A 21,903-nucleotide genomic window follows, 5' to 3' on the forward strand; every position below is an offset into this window, starting at 1 on the left:
AGGCCGCAGGTGAGAAGAGAGACAGGATGGGCAGGAAGCCGACGCTCCGTGACGGCATGACAGCATGACATCACCAGCACTTCATTGCTCCCGCAACCACGCCCCCGGCCGGTTGCTGCTCTTGACGCCCGCACGCCAAACGGGTGGCCTCGCAGACACGTTCGACTGCATCGTTCGGATCCGACACTGAAAACGATATAAATCGAATGCGAGGAAGACATGATCTGGTTCTACAACCTCAACATCGCCAAAAAACTGGCCCTGTCGTTTGCGGTGGTGATTGCGCTGACCCTGTTGCAGGGCCTGTTCGCCATGAAGGAACTCAAGCAGGTCAACAGTGCTTCCGGCGAGATCGTCAACAAGTGGATGCCGACCATGGATGCCGCGCGCGAGCTGCAGGGTTCGCTGCCACCGCTGCGCCTCAATGAACTGGAACTGGTCACTGCGGTGACACCCCAGGAGCGCAGCGCTGCCAACCAGTCCATCAAGAAACGGCTGGATGCGCTGGCCAAGCAGCGCGCGGTATTCGAGCAGCGCATGTCCGAACCCGAGGAGAAGGAACAGTACGCCCAGTTCGGCAAGAACCTGGCTGCCTACCTGAAGGTGGATGAACAACTGGCCGAGATGGCGGCCAACCAGCAGTACGACGAGACACGCGCCCTCTTCAATGGCGAATCCGCCAAGCTCTACGCCGCGATGGTCGGCAACCTCAACGCCATCGTGAAGCTCAATGCGAGCGGCAGCGCGCGCGCTGACGAAGAAGCCTCGGGCGTATTCCGTGCGGCGCAGCGCTGGATCGTGGGCTTGCTGGCAGCGACGGTGGCCATCGGTTCGCTGCTGGCCTTCGTGGTGGCGGCCAATGTCTCGCGTCCGTTGAAGGAAGCGGTGGAAATCGCCCAGCGCGTGGCGCGTGGCGACCTGACCCTGCGCATCCGCCCGGCTGGCCGCGATGAAACCGGACGCCTCATGGAAGCCCTGCGCGTGATGAACGACAGCCTGCGCGACATCGTCAATGAGGTGCGCCAGGGGACCGACACCATTGCTACCGCCTCCAACGAAATCGCCCGTGGCAATCTGGACCTGTCCAACCGCACCGAACAACAGGCCGGCTCGCTGGAAGAAACCGCGTCGGCCATGGAGCAATTGACTTCCACCGTCACCCAGAACGCCGACAACGCGCGCCAGGCCAACCAGCTGGCGGCCACCGCCTCCGACATCGCCAGCCAGGGCGGTGATGTGGTGGGCCAGGTGGTGCAGACCATGGAGGGGATCACCGAAAGTTCGCGCCGCATTGCCGACATCATCAGCGTGATCGATGGCATCGCCTTCCAGACCAACATCCTGGCGCTCAATGCCGCGGTGGAAGCGGCCCGTGCCGGTGAGCAGGGACGCGGCTTTGCCGTGGTGGCCTCCGAAGTGCGCTCACTGGCCCAGCGCTCGGCCGGTGCGGCCAAGGAAATCAAGGAGCTGATTGACGACTCGGTGCAGAAGGTCAGCGCCGGCAGCGCTTTGGTGGAACGTGCCGGTAGCACCATGACCGAAGTGGTGGCCAGCGTGCGCCGCGTCACGGACGTGGTGGCCGAGATCAGTGCGGCCACGCAGGAACAGAGCGGCGGCATCCATGAAGTCAATCTCGCCATCACGCAGATGGATGAGACCACGCAGCAGAACGCCGCGCTGGTCGAGCAGGCGGCGGCGGCAGCGGATTCGCTGAAGGGACAGGCGGGGAATCTGGCGGCGGTGGTGGGGAAGTTCAAGCTGGATTGAGGCCATCCTTGCCGACGTCGGATCGCCTGACGTCGGCGGCGTGCCTTGGCCCCATGTGCAGTCAATCGCGGCCTGTCACGGCCCCATGCGCGAGAGCAGCAGCCTGAACCCGAGCGTCATCATGACGGCACCTGCGGTGCGGTCGAACCAGTGCTTGCCCTGCACATACCAGCGGCGCGGACGCGCTGACGAGAGCGCCACGGCCACCAGGCCATACCATCCCGCTTCGATCAGGAAGACCAGCAGCAGCGTCAGTCCCTTGAAGGGCAAGGAAGTCTCGGCCGGCAAAAAGGCAGCAAACACGCTGGTGTAGGCGATGGCAGTTTTCGGATTGCTGATCTGGGTGACCAGGCCCAGCCACAGGGACCGACGGGACAGGGACGGTGCTTCATCGCGCTGTGCGATATCGTCCGCCATCAAGGGCGTACGCGCCCCGCGCCAGATGCGCCAGCCCATGTAGGCCAGATAAACACCACCCCCCAACTTCAATACCAGATAGAGCGAAGGCACTGCCAGCAGCACCGCTTGCAGTCCCAGCAAGGCCGCTCCGGCAAAGAGCACGCCGCCGATGCCCATGCCCAGTGCGGCCAGCAGGCCATTGGCTCGTCCGCTTCCGACCGAGGTGCGCGCCACCATCACGAAACTGGGTCCGGGGCTCATGGTGGCCACGCTCAACGTGGCGGACAGGGCGATCACTTCAGCAAGATGTTGCATGGTCTTTCTCCTGATGGTGGCCAGGGCATGTGCGTCCGGCCAGATGAAATACAGTTGTGCTGTTCACGGGCAGCAATCAGGTCGGCGGGTTGGCATGACGATGCCGCAATCCCTGTCGTTCGTCCTTCAAGTAGAACGGCACCTCGCTCGTGCCAATACCCAGGTCATTGAGCTCGCGCGTCCCCATCCCCCGCATTTCCGACTCTGCGCCCCCGTGTGAAGCGTGATGGTCCCCGAAGACGCGGGCAAGGACCTGGCTGACGATGTGCCACATGGACTTCTCCCTGGATGAATGCGCGGATCATCCGCCAATCGAAGTCATTGGTAAAATTGAGTTTGATGACAGCCACTATCAGGAAACCTGATGAGAGAACTCAGCCTCGACCAGTTGCGCACGCTGGTCACCATCGTCGACCTCGGCACCTTCTCCGCTGCCGCCAATGCGCTGCACCTGGCCCAGCCCACGATCAGCCTGCATGTCAGCGATCTCGAAGAGCGCCTGGGCAGCGCCCTGCTCATGCGCGGCAGCCGCCGCGTACAGGCCACGGCGCTGGGCGCGCTGGTGATCGACCGGGCCCGGCGCCTGTTGCGCGATGCCGACGATCTGCTCGATGTCGCCAGGAAACATGTCGAAGGCAAGGTCGGCCGGGTACGGCTGGGCACCTCCACCGGTGTGGTGGTGAACCTGCTGCCGCGCGTACTGCGCCAGCTGGAAAACAGCTACCCCGGCATCGATGTGGAGGTCAACATCATGGGCTCCAACGAAACCATGGCGCGCCTGCAGGAAGGCACGCTCGACATCGGCCTGGTCGCCATCCCCATCACGGCCTCCAAGGACATCCAGATCACGCACTGGCGCAGCGACCGCATGATGGCCTTCCTGCCGGCCACCTGGAAATCGCCCGCCGCCATCAAGCCGGGCTGGCTGATGGACAAGCCCATGATCTTCAACGACGCCACCACGCAGATGTACCGGCTCACCATGGCCTGGTTTGCCGAGGCCGGGGAAAACCCGCGCGCGCGCATCGAACTGAACTACAACGAAGCCATGAAGAGCCTGGTCTCCGCCGGCTACGGCGCAGCCATCCTGCCGCTGGAACAGCCCCTGGCTGCCGAGCTGGAGCGCCACAAGGACATCCGCATCGTGCCACTGTCGCCGGTGCTCAAGCGCCACATCGGCGTGGCCCATCGCGCCCTGCCCAACCTGGACAAGGCCACCGTGAACGTGCTGGAGACGATACGGCAGTTCCAGCAGGCCTGACGCGGCGGCTCGGCCGCCGGACAGTGCATTAAACACAGCTTAATGCTCGATTCACCGAGCATTAAGCACAGCGCAATCCTGATCTCCTATAGTCGATGCTCATCGACCTACCCTCTTCAGGAGTTCCCCATGAGCCTGGCCACCCTGCCCACGCCCGCCGCCTTGATCGACATCTCGCGCATGGAGCGCAACATCGCCCGCATGCAGCAGCGCATGGATGCGCTGGGCGTGCGCTTCCGCCCGCACGTCAAGACCACCAAGTGCCAGCAAGTGGTACAGGCGCAACTGCAGGCCGGCGCGCGTGGCATCACCGTTTCCACCCTCAAGGAAGCCGAACAGTTCTTTGCTGCCGGCATCACCGATATCGTCTACGCCGTCGGCATGGCGCCCACCAAGCTGGGCCAGGCGCTGGCGCTGCGCCGCCAGGGTTGCGATCTCAAGATCGTGGCCGACAGCGTGGTCTGTGCCGAGGCCATCGTGGCCTTCGGCCAGGCGCAAGAGGAATGTTTTGAAGTCTGGATTGAAATCGACGTGGATGGCCACCGCTCCGGCATCGCCCCGGAAGACGCCACCCTGCTGGCCGTGGGCAAGGTGCTCCACGCCGGCGGCATGCGCATCGGCGGTGTGATCGCCCATGCCGGTTCCAGCTATGACTACGACAACGACGCCGCCCTCATCGTCGTGGCCGAACAGGAACGTGTCGGCTGCGTGCGCGCCGCCGAGCGCCTGCGCGAAGCTGGCCTGCCCTGCGAGGTGGTCAGCATCGGCTCCACGCCGACCGCCCTGCGCGCCGAACACCTGCAGGGCGTGACCGAAGTACGCGCCGGTGTCTATGCCATGTTCGACCTGGTGATGCACAACGTGGGCGTCAATACCATGGACGAGATCGCCCTGAGCGTGCTGACCACCGTGATCGGCCACCAGCCCGAAAAAGGCTGGGCCATCGTCGATGCCGGATGGATGGCGATGAGCCGCGACCGCGGCACGCAAGGACGCAAGCACGACTTCGGCTATGGGCAGGTTTGCACGGAAGACGGCAAGGTGCTGGAAGGCTACCTCATGAGCGGGGCCAACCAGGAACACGGCATCCTCTCGCGCCAGGGCAGCCCGGATGCGCAGATCGCAGAGCACCTGCCCATCGGCACGCGCCTGCGCATCCTGCCCAACCACGCCTGTGCCACCGGTGCGCAGTACCAGCAATACCAGGCCATCGCCGCCGATGGCAGCGTGGCGACTTGGCCGCGCTTCAACGGCTGGTAACGGCTCCGCCCGTGAGCCCGCTGCCGAAGTAAGACTGCGCAAGCGCCACCCAGTAACGCACGCCTTCTTCGATGATGTCGTCGTTGAAGTCGTAGTGCGGGTGGTGCAGCGAGTGCGAGGCACGGTCCTGCGGCGCATTGCCGATCAACACATAGGTACCGGGCCGCTCCTCCAGCATGAAACCGAAATCCTCGGAGGTCATGTTGGCCGGGATGCCGGTGCGGATGCGTTCATCACCGAAGGTCTGCCGAATCACGCGTTCGCAGAAGTCGGTCTCGGCCGGAGTGTTGATGGTGGCCGGATAGTACTGGAAGAATTCCACTTCGACCTTGGCCCCATAGGCCTCGGCCAGCGCATGGCACATGCGGCGGATGTCTGCCTGCAGCTTCTGCTGCAAGGTGGAGGACAGCGTGCGGATGGTGCCGCGCAATTCGGCGCGGTCCGGGATGACGTTGTCGGTATCGCCCGCATGGAACATGCAGACCGAAATGACGGCCGGGTCGACCGGGTCCTTGTGGCGCGCCGCGATGGTCTGGCACTGCAGGACCATGGAGCAGGCCAGCGGGATCGGGTCCAGCCCCAGGTGCGGCTGGGCCGCATGGGCGCCCTTGCCGGTGATGGTGATCTTCAGGCGCGAACCGGCGGCCATGATGGGACCGGTGCGCAAGCCGAACTGCCCGGCGGGCAAGCCGGGCCAGTTGTGCATGCCGAACACGGCTTCGGTCGGAAACTGGTCGAACAGGCCGTCATCGATCATCTTGCGCGCCCCCGCCCCGCCCTCTTCTCCCGGCTGAAAGACGAAGTGCACGCTGCCCGGCAAGGTCGGCTGCTGCTTGAGCACGCGTGCCGCGCCCAGCAGCATGACGGTGTGGCCGTCATGGCCGCAGGCGTGCATGATTCCGTGGCTGCAGGAAGCGTGCGCAAAGTCATTGGCCTCGACGATGGGCAAGGCATCCAGGTCGGCGCGCAGCACGATGCCGCGTTGCGGATCGCTGCCCGGCAGGCTGGCTACCACGCCGGTGCCGCCCAGGCCGCGCGTGACCTCATAGCCCAGTGCTTGCAGCTCCTGCACCACCACGTCGGCGGTGCGATGTTCCTCGAAACGCAGCTCGGGATGGGCGTGCAGGTCGCGGCGCAGGCCGGCCCAGTGGGCGCGGTGCTGGTGCAAGGAGTCGTGCGAATGTTCAGTGTGTTCCATGATGCTCATGTGTTCATGCCGTCATGACGGCGGTGATGAAGACGCTCAGGCGTAGTAGCCCAGGATCGATTTCACTTCCATGTATTCCTCCATGCCCTCCACCCCGTACTCGCGCCCGTTGCCGGACTGCTTGTAGCCGCCGAAGGGGGCCTGCGGATCCCAGGCCGGATAGTTCAGGTGTACCTGGCCGGACTGGATGCGGGCGGCCACTGCGCGCACCTGGTCCTTGTCGCTGCCCTGCACGTGCGCACCCAGGCCATAGACGGTGTCGTTGGCGATGGCAATGGCTTCTTCCACGGTGTCATAGGGCAGGATGGCCAGCACCGGGCCAAAGATTTCTTCCTGGGCGATCACCATGTCGGTATGCACGTCGGAGAAGATCGTGGGCCGCGCATAGTAGCCCTGCTCCAGTCCGTCCGGGCGTCCGGCACCACCGGCCAGCAGGCGTGCACCGTCCTGCATCCCGGCCTCGATCATCTGTTGCACCCGCAGGAATTGCGCACGGTTGGCCAGCGGGCCGTGGGTCGTCGCCTCATCGGTGGGGTCGCCCACCTTCATCTGGGCCAGCGTCGCCAGCGCCAGTTCATGCACGCGATCCAGCGCCGCACGCGGCACGATCAGGCGCGTGGGCGCGCTGCAGGACTGTCCCATGTTGCGGAAGGCCGCCGCCACACCCGGCGGAATGGCACGTGCCAGGTCCGCATCCGGCAACACCACATTGGGCGACTTGCCGCCCAGCTCCTGGGCCACGCGCTTGACCGTGACGGCAGCGGCTTGCGCCACCAGCACGCCGGCGCGGGTGGAGCCGGTGATCGAAATCATGTCCACCTGCGGATGCGAGGACATGGCCGCACCGACCTCGGGACCGCTGCCATTGACCAGATTGAACACGCCAGCAGGAATGCCCGCCTCATGCACGATCTCGGCAAACAGCAAAGCCGACAGCGGCGACAGTTCACTCGGCTTCAACACCACGGTGCAACCGGCTGCCAGTGCCGGGCCGACCTTGGCGGTGATCTGGTAGATCGGCCAGTTCCAGGGCGTGATGAGGGCACACACGCCGATCGGCTCGCGCACGATGGCCGTGGTGCCGCGCGGGCGAATGAAGGGATAGTCCGCCAGGTTGTCACGCGCCACGCGCAGGTGTTCGGCGGCCAGCGGCACGTGGGCGGTGCGGGCATAGGTGATGGGAGCGCCCATTTCCAGCGTCAGCGCCTGCGCGAACAGTTCGGTGCGTTCCACCAGCAGGGCGTGAACACGACCGAGCAGCGCGGCGCGCTCCAGCGGCGAGGTCGCGGCCCAGGCCGGAAACGCACGGCGCGCGGCCTGCACGGCCTGATCCACGTCGGCGGCGTTGCCCAATGCGATCTCGCAGACACGTTCCTCCGTGGCCGGCGAGACCACGGCGGCAAGCCCGTCGCCTTGCGGGCGCTGCCATTGACCATCGATGTAGAAGTGATCCAGGCGGCCGTTGCGCTTGAGGTGCGCCAGCGGAGAGACGATGTCGGTGGAAGCGGTGCGGGTCATGTCGGGTTGTCCTTGTTTCGGGTTGGTTGCGCGTACGGCGCAGTGTCACAGCAGTGCCGTGGCCTCCACCTCGACCTGCAGGCCGAAGTGCAGTGCCGGGACCGGCACCACGGCGCGCGCCGGGCGGGCGCTGCCGGCCCAGCGTGCGTAGATGTCGTTGAAGGCTGGCCAGTGCGCCACATCGGTGAGATAGATGCGGACCTGCAGCAGCTTGCCGATGTCGCTGCCGGCACCGGCGAGTGCGGCTTCCACATTGGCCAGCACCTGCAGTGCCTGCATTTCGAAGCTGGCCTCGGTGAGCTTGTGCCCGCTCGCATCGATGGGCAACTGGCCCGAAATGAAGACCATGCCGTTGCCGATGGCCACATGGCTGTAATGGCCGCCCGGGGTGGCCAGGCCGGTCGGGTTGAGGGTGACGGGGGCGGTGTGTGCTGTGTTGTTCATGATGGGCAAGGCTGAAGTGGCAGGAAGGCCGGTCAGGATAACCGACGCATTTCCTGTGATGGACTGTAGCCAAAAGACCTTCAGCGATGTTTAATGTTCGTTCAATTCACCATTAAGAGATTTTTAATGCTGCAACTCGATGACATGCAACTGCTGCGTGCCCTGGGCTCGGCCAGCTCGCTGGCCGGTGCCGCCCGCCTGCTCGACCTGACGCCACCGGCGGTGACGGTGCGCCTGCAGCGCATCGAGGACCGCGTCGGCGTGCGCCTGGCCAATCGCGCCGCGCGCGGCTTCGCGCTCACCGACGAAGGCCAGCGCCTGGTGCAGGAAGCCATGGACATCCTGGAGCGCATCGAATCCATCACCGCCAGCGTCTCGCGCGAATCGGACCGCGGGGCCGGCGGCAACCTGGCCAACGTCAGCGGTTCGCTGCGCGTGGTCGCGCCCTTCGGCTTCGGTCGTCGCTACGTGGCACCGCTGATCCGCGATTTGCACCGCAGCCATCCCAAACTGAGCATCTCGCTGCTGCTGGCCGAAAGTCCGCTGGCGGCTTCCACCGGCGCTGACGCCATCATCTCCATCGGGCGCGTCAAGGGCTCCTCCTGGGTCGGCCACTTCCTCGCGCCCAATGCGCGCTTCCTGTGTGCCGCGCCTGTGCTGGCCAAACGCATGCAGCGCATCAAGCATCCTTCCGACCTGGCCGAGTATCCCTACCTCAGCCTGCGCGAGAACGACGACGACCTCAGCCGCCTGCGCTTCACGCCCGTCGACAGTGCCGGCCGCCGCACCGGCAAGGCGCTGACCGTCAAGCTCAATGGCGCGCTCTCTTCCAATGACGGCACCATCACGCGCGACTGGGCGCTCGATGGCGAAGGCTTCGTGGCGCGTTCCGAATGGGATTGTGCGCATCTGGTGGCCGATGGCAGCCTGAAGCGCGTGCTGCCCGGCTGGCAACTCGATCCCGCACCCATCATGGCGCTGCTGCCGGGCCGCCAGGGGCTGACGCTGCGCCAGCGGGTCTTTCTCGACGCCGCCAAGCGGGCCTTCCAGCCCGTGCCCTGGCGGCGCTGAACTGCTTCAGAAATCCGCCACCTTGCCCCAGGAAGAATCCGAGAAACGATTGGGGTGATAGGGACGCGGATCGACGATGGGCTCCACACCACTGGCCAGGTCCGCGATCAGGTGGCCCGCCCCCGGCCCGATACCGAAACCGTGACCGGAGAAACCGGCGGCCAGGATCAGGCCCGGCGTCTGCGGCAGCTCACCGATGCCGGGCACGCCATCAGGCGTGCTGTCCACATAACCGGCCCAGGTATGCGTGACTTTGGCCTGCGCCAGCTGCGGCAGCAATTCGACCGCACGGCGATGGGTGGCCCGGATCGAGACCGGATCAGCCGACGCATCCAGGATACGCATGCGTTCCATCGGCGTAGGCGCATCCATGCGCCAGCGCGACAGGGTCTCGTGGCCGCTGCGCCAGGCTTCCAGCCCGCCAGGCGACAGGCTGCGCCAGCGCTTGGCGAACATCGGCAGGAACTGCGGCGAGAAGCGCAGGAATTGCATGGTCGGATCGACCCGCGCCCGGCCGCTGATGGCCAGCGCATAGGAGCCGTTGCTGCGGCGGGTGACGGCTACGCCCGAGGTGTAGAGCGCGCCCGGCAAGGGCTGCTCCATGGGCGCCACGCTCATGATGGATTGCCGCACGGATGCCTGCGGGAAGCGAATACCCAGCTGATGGCAGAAGGATGAGGCCCAGGCACCACCGGCCATGACGGCCACCTTGGTTTTGATGACACCGGCTTCGGTGATGACACCCGAGACGCGGCCGCCTTCAGTTTCGATGCCGCGTGCGGCGCAATTCTGGATCACGTGGCCACCCAGCTTCATGATGGCGCGCGCTACGGCGGGTGCTGCCTTGCCCGGGTCAGCCGTGCCGTCGGTGGGCGAGAAGACGCCGCCTTTCCAGGCGCGTCCGGTGGCATGGCCACGCTCGGCCGCCTGCTTCGAATCGAGCATGTAGGTGGTCACGCCGGCGGTCTTGGCGAAGTCGCCCCAGGCTGCCCAGCGGGCGATTTCTTCATCATCGTTGGAGAGATAGAGCAGGCCGCACCGCGTAAAACCGGTGTCTTCGCCGGTCTCGGCGGAGAATTGTTCCCACAGGTCGATGCTCTTGGTGGCCATCGGCAGTTCGCGGGCGTCGCGATTCTGCTGACGGCACCAGCCCCAGTTGCGGCTGGATTGTTCGGCACCGATGCGGCCCTTCTCGACCACCGCCACCGAGATGCCACGCTTGGCCAGATAGTAGGCGGTGAAGATGCCGATGATGCCGCCACCGATGACGACCACATCGGCGGAGGCCGGCGGAATGGTAGGACTCTGGACCTGCACGAGCGGGGGCGACATCTTACTTTCCTCCCTCGGCGGCGACGGTCTGCACCACGTAGTACTTGGCCACGCGCTCACTGCTCTCCCAGCCGATGGCCGCACCCAGCGGCACGAAGACGGAGTCGCCCCGTTCCACCGAAACCACGCTGCCATCCGGTTCGGCAAAGCGCACGCCGCCGTCGAGGATGTGCATGAATTCATTGACCGGGTGGGCGCGCACGATGCGGTGGTAAGGGGTGGAATCCCAGGTGCCGATCTTGCAGCCGATGGAGCTTTCATCGATCACGTTGTCGCTGCGGCAGGTGGGCACGTCGCCCAGCAGGATTTCCTTGGGCAGCGAATTGGCCGAGGGCTTGAAGTTGGCTTCGGCCACCAGCGGGAACACGCCCGGCTGCACGGGGTGCGGGCAGTCGGCAGCGCAGAAGATGACGAGGGTCGGCTGCGTGGCCGTGATGCGCACGGCGGCGCCGGTGGCGATGACCACGCCGTTGTCGGGCTTGATCACCAGCGGTGCGGCACCTTCGGCTTCGATACGCAGTTCGCCTTGCACCACGACCAGGGTTTCCTGGTGCGGGAAGCGGGCGATGTCGAGGCTGCCTTCGAAGCGCAGGCGGCCTGCGCTCATGCCGCCGATGCCCTGCCAGGCGATCTCGCGCGAGGCGGCAAAGGGGTCGGAGGCACCCAGCGCGCCCGGATGGAAGGGGGTGGATACGGGGGTGCCGGAGGCACGGTACAACACCAACGCTGCAGTCATTTCTTCTCCTGTTTCCTTGGGGATGGGCAGGATTGCGAGACCGACTCCACGGTGCTCTTGCGGTCCTGCCCGAATCTTTGCTTCATGGCCGGCGCCGGGGCCGGCGGCATGCATTCCATGACGATGCTACGAGCCGCGCCTGATTCTGTGATTAATGCTCAACGAATCCAGCATTAAATGCGGCTTAATGCTCGTGGCCTGCCTTGCCTGCCCGCCATGGCTCGCGGCCAGGCAGGCGGCTGGGTGGGTCACCGGGTCAGACGGTGATGCCCTCCACCGGCACCAGCGGCATCTGCGACTGCTGCAGGTCGGCATCCGAACGGTGGCAAAGGATCTCGCCACCGTGTTCCATGTTGCGGCGGCGCGGCGGCACCACGTTGCAGACGCCATCGATGCGCTGCGCACAGCGCGGCAGGAAGGCGCAGATCTCCGGCGACGGATCGACCGCGCCAATCGGCGGCAGCTTGTGCTGGCCGGCCCCGGCCACCTGTTCCAGCCAGCCTTGCTGCATGGCCGGCACCGACGACAGCAGCAGGTGCGAATACGGGTGATAGGGCGGCGCCATCATGGCTTCGCGCGGACGGTTGGCCACCATGCGGCCGGCATACAGCACCACGATGTCGTCGCAAATCGCGCGCACGGTGCTGATGTCGTGGCTGATGAACATGTAGGACACCTGCAGCTCGCGCCGCAGCTCGGCCAGCAGTTCCAGGATGGCGGCAGCCACCACGGTGTCCAGCGCCGACGTCACTTCGTCGCACAGGATCAGGTCGGGCTTGGCGGCCAGTGCACGGGCCAGGTTCACGCGCTGCTTCTGGCCACCGGACAGTTCGGCGGGCAGGCGGTCGATGATGCTGGAAGGCAGCTTGACCAGGTCCAGCAGTTCAGCCGTGCGGCGGCGCATGGCCTCGCCCTTCAAGCCGTGATAGAAGGACAGCGGACGATTCAGGATGCGGCCGATGGTGTGCGCCGGATTGAGCGCAGTGTCGGCGTTCTGGAACACGATCTGCACGCGGCGGAATTGTTCGCGGGTGCGGCCTTCCAGTGTCGGTGACAGGTTCTGGCCATCGAGCTGGATGCTGCCGCGCGCCGGCGCGATCATGCCGGCCACGGCACGCGCCAGGGTGGTCTTGCCGGAACCGGATTCGCCGATGATGCCCACGGTGCTGCCACGCTGGATGGTGAGATTGATGTCATCCAGGATGCGCACGCCCGGCAGGCCCAGCCGGTCCGGTGCGCCGTAACCGGCCACCAGGCCGCTGATGCGCAGCAGCGGCGCACGGGCTTCGGCCGGCACGCTCTCGGGCACGATCTCGCGCAGTTGCACCACGCGCGCAGCCGGACAGGCGGCAGCAATCAGGCTTTGGGTATAAGTGTCGGACGGGGCATTGAGCACCTGGTCGGTGGTACCGACTTCGCGCACGGCACCGTCGCGCAGCACGATGATACGGTCGGCCATCTGCGCCACCACGGCCAGGTCGTGCGAAACGTAGACGGCGGTCGTGCCGATTTCCTTGACCACTTTCTTGAAGGCGCGCAGCACTTCGATCTGGGTGGTCACGTCCAGCGCGGTCGTTGGTTCGTCCAGGATCACCAGTTCAGGATCGGTGATCAGGGCCATGGCCGCCATCACGCGCTGCAACTGGCCACCGGAGACCTGGTGCGGATAACGCTCACCGATCTTGTCGGGATTGGGCAGGGCCAGCGCGCGGAACAGCTCGACCGCCTTGCGCATGGCGCTGGCCTTGTCCATCACGCCGTGCTGCAGGGCGCTTTCGATCACCTGGTCCATCAGGGTACGGGCCGGATTGAAAGCCGCCGCCGCACTCTGGGCGATGTAGGCCACATGGTGGCCGCGCATGGCCAGCAGCGCCTTCTCATCCATCTGGTCGATCTGGCGCTGGCCGATGCGCACCTGGCCACCGACGATCTGGCAACCGGAACGCGCATAGCCCAGCAGCGAGAGTGCAATGGTGGTCTTGCCGGAACCGGATTCACCGATCAGGGCCAGCACTTCACCGGGGGCCACGGTGAAATTGACGTTCTTGACGATCTCGACCTGGCTGCCGTCGTCCTTGCGGGCATTCACGCGCAGGCCCTGCACTTCCACCAGGGGCCGCAGTGCCGCCCCGCCTGCCGCAGCGCCAGCACCGACGCCGCTTTCCTTGCCGAGGAAGATATCGAATTGCTTCACGGGCTTACTCCTTGGCAGCGCGCTTGCTGCGCAGGTTATCGATCAACAGGTTCACGCCGATGGTCAGCGAGGCAATCGCCAGGGCCGGCATGATCACCGCCAGGGCGCCTTCGCCCAGGCCGGAAATGTTTTCGCGCACCAGCGAGCCCCAGTCCGCATCCGGCGGCTGCACGCCCAGCGAGAGGAAGCTCAGGCCCGACAGCAGCAGCACCACGTAGACGAAGCGCAGGCCGAAATCGGCCAGCACCGGGCGGATCATGTTGGGCAGCATTTCCACGGTCATGATGTACCACACGCCCTCGCCGCGAGCGCGCGCGGCCTGCACGTATTCCATGGCCTGCACGTTGACCGCCAAGGAACGGGCGATGCGGTAGGCACCGGGCATGTAGGTGATGGCCGCCGTGAGCACCAGCAGGAACATGGAAGAACCGAAAGTGGCCACCATCATCAGCGCGAACATCTTGCTGGGAATCGAGATCAGGGCATCGAGCGCACGGCTGATGACGGCATCGCGCCAGCCGCCCGAGAAGGCCGCGAACAAGGCGATGGCGGTACCCGAGAGGCTGGCCACCACGGTCGACAGCAAGGCCAGGCCGATGGTGGCGCGGGTGCCGAAGAGGATGCGGCTCAGCATGTCGCGGCCCAGGTAGTCGCTGCCCAGCAGGAACTTGTGGCTCATGCCGGAGAACACGTCGGTATCGACGATGGCAGTGGCGTCGTAGGGCGAGATGCTGGGGCCGAGGATGGCCATCAGGATCCAGAAGCCGACGATCACCATGCCGATCCAGGCCATGGTCGAATGGCGGCGCACGCGCCTGGCGGGTGCGGTGGCTGCGGCAGCCGGTGCGACGGGCGCGCCCGCTTCGGTGCCGGTGGAGTCGTGGAGGGCTTTCATCGGGTCTTCAACCTTGGATTGGAAACAATGGCCAGCACATCGGCGGTCAGCACCAGCAGCAGGTAGCCGGTACAGAAGATCATGGAACAGGCTTGCACCAGCGGCATGTCGCGGGTGGTCACGGCATCGATCATGAGGGTGGCGATGCCGGGATAATTGAAGATGCTCTCGACGATGAGCACACCGCCCAGCAGGTAGGACAGGCTCAGCGCCACGGCATTGGCAATCGGGCCGATGGCATTGGGCAGCGCATGGCGCAGCACGATGCGGGTGCGCTTGACGCCTTTGAGCAGCGCCATTTCGGCATAGGACGAACGCAACTGATCGATCACGGCCGCGCGCGTCATGCGCGTCATCTGGGCCACGATCACGCAGCACAGGGTCAGCACCGGCATGGCATAGGCCTTGATGAAGGCACCCAGGGTGGCGGCATCGCTGGCATGCGACAGCGCCGACAGCCAGCGCAGCTTGACCGCGAAGATCATCACGGCCACCGTGGCCACCAGGAATTCCGGCACCGATACCATCGACACGGCACTGACGTTGACGGCACGGTCAAAGAAGGAGCCGCGATACATGGCCGAGAAGATGCCCAGGAACAGCGCCAGCGGCACCGATACGAGGGCCGTCACGGCCGCCAGCATCAGCGAGGCCGGCAAGCGGCCACCGATCATCTGCGCCACCGGCACATTGTTGACCAGCGACATGCCGGGGTTGCCCGAGAGCAGGTTGCCCAGCCAGTGCGCATAACGCAGCGGGGCCGGCAGGTCCAGGCCGTATTGCAGGCGCAGTGCGGCCACCGTCTCCGGCGTGGCGGCCTGGCCCAGTGCGGTCTGGGCGGCGTCGCCCGGCAACAGGTTGGTGATGAAGAACACGCCGGCCGAGACCAGCAGCAGCGTCAGCACCGCCTGCAGCAGGCGGCGCACGATCAGACGCAGGATCATTCCATTCATAGCTTTCCTCGGTAACGAGTGGCGGGGCCGGCCATCGAGATGGACCGGTCCCGCGCGACTTCCACTGACAGCGTACGTCAGGCGTGAGACTTTCCCGGACTCACGCGTCCAGCCAGACGTACTCCGCACAGGTGTAGTTCATGAACGCACCCAGCGGCACCGGATCGATCCCCTTGACCTTGGTGCTCATGCCTTCCAGGTTGATGATGAAGACCGGGATACCCAGGCCGCACTTCTCGTGGATCATGGTCTGCAGGTCGGCGTACATGGCCTTGCGCTTGGTGAAGTCGGTCTCGCCGCGCGCGGCCACCACCAGCTGGTCGAACTGCGGATTCTTCCAGCCCGATTCGTTCCACTGCGCATCCGACTTGAAGAACTGGGTCAGCAGGATGTCGGCGCTGGGGCGCGGGTTGATGTTGCCGAAACCGACCGGCACCTTCATCCACTGGTTGGACCAGTAGCCGTCGGCGGGCACGCGCTTCACATCCAGCTTCAGGCCGATCTTGGCGGCGCTCTGCTGCATCAGCACGGCCATGTCGACCGAACCGGTGGCGGCCACCGAGGCCACGATGGGGATGGTGCTGCCCAGCACGCCTGCCTTCTCCAGGTGGAACTTGGCCTTCTCCGGATCGAAGGGGCGCTGCGGCAGGCCGGCGAAGTAGAAGCGGTTGGTCGGGTCGATCGGCTGGTCGTTGGCGGTCACGGCATAGCCACGGAAGGCGGCCATCTTGATCTGCTCGCGGTCCAGCAGGTACTTCATGCCCAGCGTGAAATCCATGCTGTTGCCCGGGGCCTGGTCCTGGCGGATGACCAGGTCGGTGTACTGGCCCGACTTGGTTTCCATGACGGTGTAGCCCGGCGTGCCCTTGACGCGGCCGGTGGAACGGGCGTTGACGTCGTTGATCCAGTGCACGTCGCCGGAGAGCAGCGCATTGACGCGCGCGGCTTCGTCGGGGATGCCGAAGAGTTCGACTTCGTCCAGGTAGGGCAGGCCTGGCTTCCAGTAATTCTCGTTGCGCACGCCGATGGTGCGCACGCCCGGGGTGAATTCCTTGAGCTTGAAGGCACCGGTCCCGTTGGGGGTGCTGAAGTTGGTGGTGCCGTCGCGGATGATGAGGAATTGCGCGGTCGCCAGGATCACCGGCAAGTCGGCGTTGGCGCTGGTGAGCTTGATCTGGACTTCGTTGGGGCCGGTGGCCTTGACCGATTCGAACTGGTCGGCCACGACCTTGACCTTGGAGGCGGTGGCCGGATCCTTGTGGCGCATGATCGAATAGACCACGTCGGCCGGGGTGAACGGCTTGCCGTCGTGGAAGACCACGCCCTTGCGCAGCTTGACGGTCCAGGTGATGGCGTCGGTGGTCAGCATTTCTTCAGCCAGTACCATCTGCGGTGCGAGCTTGCCATCGAGCTTGGTCAGGCCGTTGTAGAACATGTGCACCCGGGTGTAGTCGGTGGAGTGCGCGGTCTTGGCCGGGTCCAGGGTATCGGCAGTGGAGCTGGTCTGGGTGGCGATGCGCATCTTGCCGCCGCGCTTGCCGGTCTGTGCCATGACGCTGCCGCTGGCCGTCAGCAGGCCCGTGCCGCCGACCGTCATGAGGCTGCCGGCCAGCAGGGTGCGCATCATGTCGCGACGGGTGAAGCCGCCAGGGGCCTGGTCCAGCGCATCGCCGGTGATGATGGAACCCTCTTTGGGGTGATGTCCGTTTTCCTGCTTGCTCATGAAATGCCTCACGATAAAAGTTCAACCACGAAGACCACCGGCCTGCCCTGCCGTCTGCATGTTGCAGATCCCTCGGGAGGGCACGCCGCCTGTTGGGTCCGGCACACTCCTCGCAACATTGATACCAGGGCGGGAGCACACCGGGAATGACGGAAACTGCACGGGAGCCCTGCAGCTCCCGCTCACTGCTGACTGCTGACAAGCGCCTTACAGACCCAGCACGCCCGGCAGGCCGGAGATGTCCTTGATTTCGGTGTAGCCGTAATACGGGGTCGAGGGTTCATGGCCGCGGGCCACGAAGACCTTGTTCTTGATGCCCATGTCGGAGGCCGGCATGAGGTCGTAACGCAGGCTGGAGGACACGTGCAGCACGTCTTCCGGATTGCAGTTCAGGTTGTCGAGCATGTATTCGAAGGCGCTCAGGCGCGGCTTGTAGGCTTGTGCCTGCTGGGCGGTGAAGACCTTGTGGAAGGGTGCGCCCAGTTGCTCGACGTTGTGCATGATCTGGCTGTCGTCGGCATTGGAGAAGATCACCAGCGGGAATTCCTTGGCCACCTTGGAGAGGCCCTCCGGCACGTCGGCGTGCGGGCCCCAGGTCGGCACGGCCTTGTAGAAGGCACCGGTTTCCTCGTCGGTGGTCTTGATGCCCCAGCGCGCGCAGGTGCGGGTGATGGCGTTCTTGCAGACCTGTTCGTAGGGCTTCCATTGATCCAGCACTTCATCGAGGCGATAGGCCGCGAACTGGCGCAGGAAGAACGGCATGTCTTCGGCGGAGACGCGATCGGCGTAAATCTTTTGCGCGGTTTCCGACATCTGGAAACGGGTCAGGGTGCCGTAGCAATCGAAGGTAATGAACTTGGGCTTGAAAATGCTCATGGAAAATCGTCCTGTCAAAAAAGGGGGCGCATCACCTGTTGGGCCTGCGCTGGAGGCTGCTTGCTTGCGGGATTGCGGTTGACTGCATGAGAAGGATTACAACATAGCGAAACTTGCGATTTATTCCTTTTTGACCGGGCCGCGAAACAGAAATATGTGTTTTCTGCGGTCCAATCAGCATAGCTTGCCGAGCAGTGCAGCAATGCGAGCCGGGTGCGCTGCTTTGGGGCATTTTCACCAAGCTGGTGCGGATCGTGTCCGCAGGCTGGCGCATGTCCGGGACTGCATTTGCGCAGGCGATGCCTGCTCCGCATCTGCTTGCGCACCGCGCTGGCCTGCCAAAGCAGATCATGCGGGGGCTGCATCATGCTACTGCCGGTACCGCCCAATTTTGTGCCGAGAAGAGGGGGCAGATCGCCATAAGATTGCGAATTGGCAGGCTTGAAAACTGCCGCGCAATGCCGCGCCAGGTGCATCATCGCTGGGGTAGCGTTGCGGACCCGGCCAGCGGGCGCGGCCCGCAGCGCGAGAAGACCGAAACTATATATTTATAGGATTTGACGGAACAGGGACCATTGACCCTGCCTCATCCGCATCGCCACCGTATCGACAAGGACACGCTGCATGACTACCCAAAGCACGCTCCCGGCCGGACAGGCCGTACAGACCACCCTGCGCCCCATGCGCCCCGAGGACCTGGCCAGTTGCCACGCCATGAGCCTGCACCTCTACTGGCCGCACCGGCTGGCCGACTGGCAGTTCCATCATCAGGTCAGCAGCAGCTGGGCGGTGGAACTGGAAGAACCCGATGGCACGCGCAGCGTGGCCGGCAGCGGCATGCTCTGCCCGCTCGGCGAGGACTATGCCTCGCTGGGCCTGGTCATCATCACCGATGCCCTGCAGGGCCGTGGCCTGGGCCGCGCCATGATGCAGCGCCTGCTGCAGGATGCCGGTACGCGCAACGTCATCCTCAATGCCACCGAGGCCGGACGCCCGCTCTATGAGAAGCTGGGCTTCGTGGTCACCGACACCCTGAGCCAGCACCAGAGCACCACCGCGCGTGCCACCCCGGTGCTGGCCGCAGGCGCGCGCATCCGCCCGTTGCGCAAGGACGAAGTGCCTTATCTGCTGGCACTGGACCGACAGGCCAGCGGCATGGACCGCAGCGCCCTGCTGGTGCCGCTGCTGGACACCTCTGAAGTGGCCGTGCTGGAACAGGCGGGCCAGGTCAAGGGCGTCGCCTATCTGCGCGAGTTCGGGCGCGGCCGCGTGATCGGCCCCGTCATCGCCAGCAATGTGGAAGATGCGAAGACGCTCATCGCTTACTGGATCAACGCCTATCCCGGCGCTTATCTGCGCATCGACGTGCCGGGCCGGACCGGCCTCAAACCGTGGCTCGAAGAGATCGGCCTGACCTGCGTGGACAACGTGGTCAGCATGTGCCGTGGCACCCCGCCCGCGCCCGCCACCGCGTGGCGCACCTATTCCATGATCAACCAGGCACTGGGCTGAACGGCCCGCACGAGACCAACATGACTTTTCTCTACAAGGCCGATCCGGTACGCGGCGCCGAATGGGCGCAACTGTTTGCCGAGAAGGCCCCTGAGCTGCCCTTCCATATCTGGCCGCATGAAGGCGATGGCAGCAGCGTGCGCTATCTGGCCGCCTGGACGCCGCCAGACGATATCGCGCAACGCTTCCCCCATCTGGAAATCCTGTTCTCGGTCGGGGCCGGCATCGACCAGTTCGACATGTCCACCCTGCCCCCGGACCTGCCGGTGGTGCGCATGACCGAACCCGGCATCGCCGCCGGCATGGTGCAGTACGTGACGCACGCGGTGCTGGGCCTGCATCGTGACAGCCGCGTGTATGCGCGACAGCAGCGGGAACAGGTGTGGCGCGCCCATCGCGTGCGCCCGGCCTCGGCTTGCCGCGTCGGCGTGCTGGGACTGGGCATGCTGGGGCGCGCCGTGCTGCAGCAGTTGCACGGACTGGGTTTCCCCTGCGCAGGATGGAGCCGTTCGGCGCACCAGATGGACGGTATCGATTGCTACAGCGGCAGCGATGGCCTGCGCCACTTCCTGGCGCGTACCGATGTGCTGGTGTGCCTGGTGCCGCTGACCGACGATACGCGCGGCCTGCTCAACCGCGAGCTGTTTGCGCAATTGCCGCGCGGTGCTGCGCTGGTCAACGTCGGACGCGGTGGCCATCTGGTGGAAGACGATCTGCTGGCCGCTCTCAATGACGGCCAATTGAGCGCCGCCGTGCTGGACGTGTGCGAGACCGAACCCTTGCCGCAGGGCCATCCCTTCTGGACCCATCCCGACATCGTGCTCACGCCGCACATCGCCAGCATGACCCAGCCCGATGGTGCGGTCGATGCGGTGCTGGAAAACCTGCGCCGCCATCGCGAGGGCTTGCCGCTGCTGGGCCTGATCGACCGCCAGCGCGGTTACTGATACCTCCACGCCACTTCATCCGGAGATGCCGCATGGCAAACAAAATGCCGAACCGCCCCGCCACAACGGCATGCCATGCCGCTGGCGGCGGGCAGTTCGCGTCACGGCGCTGGCTTATGCGTTCTATCCTTGATGACGTGGCGCAGTGCGTCTGCCGCCTCACCTTTCCCCATTCACCTGCCTGAAGCCCCGACCATGAAGCTGGAATCCTACTGGACCGATTCTGCCCCGCTGTTCATCTCCCCCACGCGCGAGCTGCCCACGCAGGTTGACGTGGCCATCGTCGGCGGCGGCTTCACCGGCTTGTCGGCGGCACTGGCTTTCGCCAAACGCGGGGCCTCGGTGGTGGTGCTGGAAGCCGGCCCGCATGTGGCTGCGGAAGCCTCGGGCCGCAACGGCGGCCACGTCAACAATGGCCTGGCGGTGGACTATGCCGAGGTCGCCGCCAAAGTCGGCGTGGAGCGTGCCCGCGCCTGGTATCACGCCTATGACGATGCGGTCGATACGGTGGCACGGCTGGTGGAGCAGGAGCAGATCGCCTGCGATTTCCTGCGCCACGGCAAGCTCAAGATGGCCACCAAACCCTATCAGATGGACGCCCTGCAACGCAGCGCCGACCGTCTCATCGCCGATGGCGTGGACAGCGATGTGGAGATCCTCGATGTCGCCCGCGTGCGTGCCGAGGTGCAAAGCGAGCGCTTCCACGGCGGCCTGCTCTACAAGCGCAGCGGCCAGATGCACATGGGCCGCTTCGCCTGGGGCCTGGCCACGGCGGCAGAACGTCACGGCGCGGCCATCCATACCGGTACCGAAGTGCGACGCCTGGAACGCATCGGCAACACCCACGCGCATCGCGTCCACACCGCGCGCGGCACCATCACGGCCAAGCAGGTGCTGCTGGCCACCGGAGCCAGCCGTCACGGGGCCTATGGCAGCTTCGGCTGGCTGCGCCGGCGCATCGTGCCCATCGGCAGTTTCATCGTGGTGACCGAACCGCTGGGCGCCGAGCGCGCTGCCGCGATGCTGGCCAGGCAGCGCACCTACACCACGGTGGCCAACATCCACCACTATTTCCGCATGACGCCCGATACCCGCCTGGTCTTTGGCGGACGGGCGCGCTTTGCGATTTCCAGTCCGCAGTCCGATGCGGCCAGCGGCGAGATCCTGCGTCAGGGCCTGCATGAGACCTTCCCGCAGCTAGGCCAGGTGCGCCTGGACTACTGCTGGGGCGGCCTGGTCGACATGACACGCGACCGCCTGCCGCAGGCCGGCGAACGCGACGGACTGTATTACTCCATGGGTTACAGCGGCCACGGCACGCAGATGTCGGTGCACATGGGCCAGTGCATGGCCCAGGTGATGGCGGGTGACGCGCTGGCCAATCCCTGGCGCGAACGCGAATGGCCGGCCATCCCCGGCCACTTCGGGCCGCCGTGGTTCCTGCCGGTGATCGGCCTGTATTACCAGCTCAAGGACAAGCTGGCCTGATGATG

At 65.4% G+C, this 21,903-nt stretch carries 20 protein-coding genes; 7 read left to right on the forward strand and 13 right to left on the reverse strand.

The annotated features are described in order from the left end of the window. The first annotated feature begins 219 nt into the window (after positions 1 to 219). The gene (locus ACWHXP_RS14565) at positions 220 to 1,767 is read left to right on the forward strand and encodes a methyl-accepting chemotaxis protein (RefSeq protein WP_489635695.1); all 1,548 of its coding nucleotides are present in this window, start codon (positions 220 to 222) and stop codon (positions 1,765 to 1,767) included. A 75-nt stretch (positions 1,768 to 1,842) separates the two neighbouring features. On the opposite strand, the gene ACWHXP_RS14570 is transcribed toward ACWHXP_RS14565, so the two are convergent. Continuing rightward, positions 1,843 to 2,481, reverse strand: coding sequence for a LysE family translocator (locus ACWHXP_RS14570; protein ID WP_489624866.1), 639 nt, complete (start codon positions 2,479 to 2,481; stop codon positions 1,843 to 1,845). A 76-nt stretch (positions 2,482 to 2,557) separates the two neighbouring features. Continuing rightward, positions 2,558 to 2,755 (reverse strand): hypothetical protein, encoded by a 198-nt coding sequence (locus ACWHXP_RS14575; RefSeq protein WP_489635694.1) that lies wholly within the window; start codon positions 2,753 to 2,755, stop codon positions 2,558 to 2,560. A 90-nt stretch (positions 2,756 to 2,845) separates the two neighbouring features. Here ACWHXP_RS14575 and ACWHXP_RS14580 point away from each other — a divergent pair, with 90 nt between their 5' ends. Then, positions 2,846 to 3,742, forward strand: a complete 897-nt coding sequence (locus ACWHXP_RS14580) for a LysR family transcriptional regulator (protein WP_489624864.1) — start codon at positions 2,846 to 2,848, stop codon at positions 3,740 to 3,742. 129 nt (positions 3,743 to 3,871) lie between these two features. Continuing rightward, entirely contained in the window at positions 3,872 to 5,002 is a 1,131-nt protein-coding gene (locus tag ACWHXP_RS14585) for a DSD1 family PLP-dependent enzyme (protein WP_489624863.1), read from the forward strand. On the opposite strand, the gene ACWHXP_RS14590 is transcribed toward ACWHXP_RS14585, so the two are convergent. Genes ACWHXP_RS14590 through ACWHXP_RS14600 form a run of 3 tightly spaced genes read right to left on the reverse strand, consistent with a single transcriptional unit; the run spans position 4,989 to position 8,171 of the window. Beyond that, a complete protein-coding gene (locus tag ACWHXP_RS14590) occupies positions 4,989 to 6,200 on the reverse strand; it encodes a M20 aminoacylase family protein (RefSeq protein ID WP_489635693.1) in 1,212 nt (403 codons plus the stop codon). The genes ACWHXP_RS14585 and ACWHXP_RS14590 overlap by 14 nt on opposite strands. A 45-nt stretch (positions 6,201 to 6,245) precedes the next feature. Continuing rightward, a complete protein-coding gene (locus tag ACWHXP_RS14595) occupies positions 6,246 to 7,727 on the reverse strand; it encodes an aldehyde dehydrogenase family protein (RefSeq protein ID WP_489635692.1) in 1,482 nt (493 codons plus the stop codon). 45 nt (positions 7,728 to 7,772) lie between these two features. Beyond that, entirely contained in the window at positions 7,773 to 8,171 is a 399-nt protein-coding gene (locus tag ACWHXP_RS14600) for a RidA family protein (RefSeq protein WP_121044126.1), read from the reverse strand. A gap of 126 nt (positions 8,172 to 8,297) precedes the next feature. Between ACWHXP_RS14600 and ACWHXP_RS14605 the strand changes: the two genes are divergently transcribed. Next, positions 8,298 to 9,242: a LysR family transcriptional regulator gene (locus tag ACWHXP_RS14605; RefSeq protein WP_034332077.1), complete on the forward strand. Its 945-nt coding sequence runs from the start codon at positions 8,298 to 8,300 to the stop codon at positions 9,240 to 9,242. Between the two features lie 6 nt (positions 9,243 to 9,248). Here ACWHXP_RS14605 and ACWHXP_RS14610 read toward each other — a convergent pair whose 3' ends face one another. The 8 genes from ACWHXP_RS14610 to ACWHXP_RS14645 form a co-directional block, all read right to left on the reverse strand. Then, positions 9,249 to 10,574: an NAD(P)/FAD-dependent oxidoreductase gene (locus ACWHXP_RS14610; RefSeq protein ID WP_209567758.1), complete on the reverse strand. Its 1,326-nt coding sequence runs from the start codon at positions 10,572 to 10,574 to the stop codon at positions 9,249 to 9,251. 1 nt (position 10,575) lies between these two features. After that, a complete protein-coding gene (locus ACWHXP_RS14615) occupies positions 10,576 to 11,310 on the reverse strand; it encodes a cupin domain-containing protein (RefSeq protein ID WP_489635691.1) in 735 nt (244 codons plus the stop codon). A gap of 256 nt (positions 11,311 to 11,566) precedes the next feature. After that, entirely contained in the window at positions 11,567 to 13,504 is a 1,938-nt protein-coding gene (locus tag ACWHXP_RS14620) for an ABC transporter ATP-binding protein (RefSeq protein ID WP_489635690.1), read from the reverse strand. A 4-nt stretch (positions 13,505 to 13,508) separates the two neighbouring features. Further along, a complete protein-coding gene (locus tag ACWHXP_RS14625; protein ID WP_134137152.1) occupies positions 13,509 to 14,399 on the reverse strand; it encodes an ABC transporter permease in 891 nt (296 codons plus the stop codon). Beyond that, entirely contained in the window at positions 14,396 to 15,352 is a 957-nt protein-coding gene (locus ACWHXP_RS14630) for an ABC transporter permease (RefSeq protein WP_039785967.1), read from the reverse strand. Before ACWHXP_RS14630 ends, ACWHXP_RS14625 begins: the two co-directional genes overlap by 4 nt. A gap of 100 nt (positions 15,353 to 15,452) precedes the next feature. After that, complete coding sequence (locus ACWHXP_RS14635) at positions 15,453 to 17,075, reverse strand: ABC transporter substrate-binding protein (protein WP_329801752.1); 1,623 nt, start codon at positions 17,073 to 17,075, stop codon at positions 15,453 to 15,455. Positions 17,076 to 17,282: 207 nt separating this feature from the next. Next, complete coding sequence (locus ACWHXP_RS14640; protein WP_134137153.1) at positions 17,283 to 17,951, reverse strand: haloacid dehalogenase type II; 669 nt, start codon at positions 17,949 to 17,951, stop codon at positions 17,283 to 17,285. Between the two features lie 14 nt (positions 17,952 to 17,965). Further along, positions 17,966 to 18,430: a hypothetical protein gene (locus tag ACWHXP_RS14645; RefSeq protein WP_489635689.1), complete on the reverse strand. Its 465-nt coding sequence runs from the start codon at positions 18,428 to 18,430 to the stop codon at positions 17,966 to 17,968. A gap of 145 nt (positions 18,431 to 18,575) precedes the next feature. Between ACWHXP_RS14645 and ACWHXP_RS14650 the strand changes: the two genes are divergently transcribed. The 3 genes from ACWHXP_RS14650 (at position 18,576) to ACWHXP_RS14660 (ending at position 21,898) form a co-directional block, all read left to right on the forward strand. Next, positions 18,576 to 19,463 (forward strand): GNAT family N-acetyltransferase, encoded by an 888-nt coding sequence (locus ACWHXP_RS14650; RefSeq protein ID WP_252697305.1) that lies wholly within the window; start codon positions 18,576 to 18,578, stop codon positions 19,461 to 19,463. A 20-nt stretch (positions 19,464 to 19,483) separates the two neighbouring features. Further along, complete coding sequence (locus ACWHXP_RS14655; RefSeq protein WP_121044150.1) at positions 19,484 to 20,410, forward strand: 2-hydroxyacid dehydrogenase; 927 nt, start codon at positions 19,484 to 19,486, stop codon at positions 20,408 to 20,410. Positions 20,411 to 20,542: 132 nt separating this feature from the next. After that, positions 20,543 to 21,898 (forward strand): NAD(P)/FAD-dependent oxidoreductase, encoded by a 1,356-nt coding sequence (locus ACWHXP_RS14660; protein ID WP_489637745.1) that lies wholly within the window; start codon positions 20,543 to 20,545, stop codon positions 21,896 to 21,898. Positions 21,899 to 21,903: the final 5 nt, after the last annotated feature.

The organism is Herbaspirillum sp. Her2 (genome assembly GCF_057961375.1).

Coding starts and splice junctions, on each gene's coding strand:
- ACWHXP_RS14565 (WP_489635695.1), top strand. CDS start 220: ATGATCTGGTTCTACAACCTCAACATCGCCAAAAAACTGGCCCTGTCG.
- ACWHXP_RS14570 (WP_489624866.1), bottom strand. CDS start 2,481: ATGCAACATCTTGCTGAAGTGATCGCCCTGTCCGCCACGTTGAGCGTG.
- ACWHXP_RS14575 (WP_489635694.1), bottom strand. CDS start 2,755: ATGTGGCACATCGTCAGCCAGGTCCTTGCCCGCGTCTTCGGGGACCAT.
- ACWHXP_RS14580 (WP_489624864.1), top strand. CDS start 2,846: ATGAGAGAACTCAGCCTCGACCAGTTGCGCACGCTGGTCACCATCGTC.
- ACWHXP_RS14585 (WP_489624863.1), top strand. CDS start 3,872: ATGAGCCTGGCCACCCTGCCCACGCCCGCCGCCTTGATCGACATCTCG.
- ACWHXP_RS14590 (WP_489635693.1), bottom strand. CDS start 6,200: ATGGAACACACTGAACATTCGCACGACTCCTTGCACCAGCACCGCGCC.
- ACWHXP_RS14595 (WP_489635692.1), bottom strand. CDS start 7,727: ATGACCCGCACCGCTTCCACCGACATCGTCTCTCCGCTGGCGCACCTC.
- ACWHXP_RS14600 (WP_121044126.1), bottom strand. CDS start 8,171: ATGAACAACACAGCACACACCGCCCCCGTCACCCTCAACCCGACCGGC.
- ACWHXP_RS14605 (WP_034332077.1), top strand. CDS start 8,298: ATGCTGCAACTCGATGACATGCAACTGCTGCGTGCCCTGGGCTCGGCC.
- ACWHXP_RS14610 (WP_209567758.1), bottom strand. CDS start 10,574: ATGTCGCCCCCGCTCGTGCAGGTCCAGAGTCCTACCATTCCGCCGGCC.
- ACWHXP_RS14615 (WP_489635691.1), bottom strand. CDS start 11,310: ATGACTGCAGCGTTGGTGTTGTACCGTGCCTCCGGCACCCCCGTATCC.
- ACWHXP_RS14625 (WP_134137152.1), bottom strand. CDS start 14,399: ATGAAAGCCCTCCACGACTCCACCGGCACCGAAGCGGGCGCGCCCGTC.
- ACWHXP_RS14630 (WP_039785967.1), bottom strand. CDS start 15,352: ATGAATGGAATGATCCTGCGTCTGATCGTGCGCCGCCTGCTGCAGGCG.
- ACWHXP_RS14635 (WP_329801752.1), bottom strand. CDS start 17,075: ATGAGCAAGCAGGAAAACGGACATCACCCCAAAGAGGGTTCCATCATC.
- ACWHXP_RS14640 (WP_134137153.1), bottom strand. CDS start 17,951: ATGAGCATTTTCAAGCCCAAGTTCATTACCTTCGATTGCTACGGCACC.
- ACWHXP_RS14645 (WP_489635689.1), bottom strand. CDS start 18,430: ATGATGCACCTGGCGCGGCATTGCGCGGCAGTTTTCAAGCCTGCCAAT.
- ACWHXP_RS14650 (WP_252697305.1), top strand. CDS start 18,576: ATGACTACCCAAAGCACGCTCCCGGCCGGACAGGCCGTACAGACCACC.
- ACWHXP_RS14655 (WP_121044150.1), top strand. CDS start 19,484: ATGACTTTTCTCTACAAGGCCGATCCGGTACGCGGCGCCGAATGGGCG.
- ACWHXP_RS14660 (WP_489637745.1), top strand. CDS start 20,543: ATGACGTGGCGCAGTGCGTCTGCCGCCTCACCTTTCCCCATTCACCTG.